The organism is Chryseolinea lacunae, assembly GCF_016735595.1.
GTDB lineage: Bacteria > Bacteroidota > Bacteroidia > Cytophagales > Cyclobacteriaceae > Chryseolinea > Chryseolinea lacunae.
In genome coordinates, this window is record NZ_JAERRB010000029.1 from 1 (window position 1) to 1079 (window position 1079).

At 48.1% G+C, this 1079-nt stretch carries 1 protein-coding gene; it reads right to left on the reverse strand.

Going from position 1 to position 1079, the window contains the following annotated elements:
- A protein-coding gene (locus JI741_RS32385; RefSeq protein ID WP_439647559.1) for an IS3 family transposase occupies window positions 1-1079 on the reverse strand; the annotation gives its coding sequence in 2 pieces (ribosomal slippage) (window positions 1-864 and window positions 864-1079; 1080 coding nt annotated over the 2 pieces). This gene is flagged as partial in the annotation.

A 1079-nucleotide genomic window follows, 5' to 3' on the forward strand; every position in this document is an offset into this window, starting at 1 on the left:
CCCCTTGTTGGAATGTGGGATACTCGGTGTCGGCCTGTGCGGCTGGGAGTCTTCCACATTTCAACAGGAACGCCCGTGGCGTAATGTTATCTAAGCTGTCATGGGGTCGAACATTGTTGTATTTCCAGATGAACTTCTCTGTCTCATATCTAACCTGATGTAAGTCATCAAACAAGTAAGCACCCAGAACTTCATCGCGATAGGTTCTGTTGAAGCGCTCGATATAGGCATTCTGATTTGGCTTCGCTGGCTGAATAAATTTCAACTCAACGCCATTGCTCTCGCACCATGGCTTCAATGCAAGGAACTCTGGCCCGTTATCCACCCTTATTCGGGTGGGTTTCCCACGCCATTCAAATATCTGACTGAGTTCACGGGCTACGCGCACCGAGCTGATTGAGGTGTCTACCACAATATTTACGGCCTCGCGATTGAAATCGTCCAGGATGTTCAACGTTCGAAAAGATCTACCGTTGGTTAATCGATCAAACATAAAGTCCATTGACCAGACCCGGTTAGGGAGCTCTGGTTGGTACAAAGATTCCTTTGTTCTCGAAGGCAAGCGCTTTTTGGGCTTTCTGCGAATGTTCAAGTTGAGCTGCGTGTAGATTCGATACACGCGTTTATGATTCCAGGGCATAGCCTGACCGCGCATGTAGTGAAACATCTTCCAGAATCCCCAACGGCGATGCTCTTCAGCAAGACGCGTTAGAACATCCTGAATCGGTGCATCCTGGGGATCAATGGTGCCTCTGTAATAATAAACCGACGAACTAAGTCTCATAAGCATACACGCCTGTCGAAGACTTACCTGATGCTCTTGCAGGTAAGCCACAGCTTGTCTTTTCTCGTCAGGCGTTAAAGCTTTTTTTCGATGAGATCTTTCAAGGCATCACGCTGAATGCTGACGTCGGCATACATCCTTTTGAGCTTGTTGTTCTCTTCTTCAAGCTCTTTGATGCGTTTGAGTTGGCTCGCCTCAAGTCCGCCATACTTCGCTTTCCAATTGTAAAGTGTTGCAGTACTGATGCCGTGCTCACGGCAAAGATCCGCGGCGGAGGTTCCTCCATCATACTGTT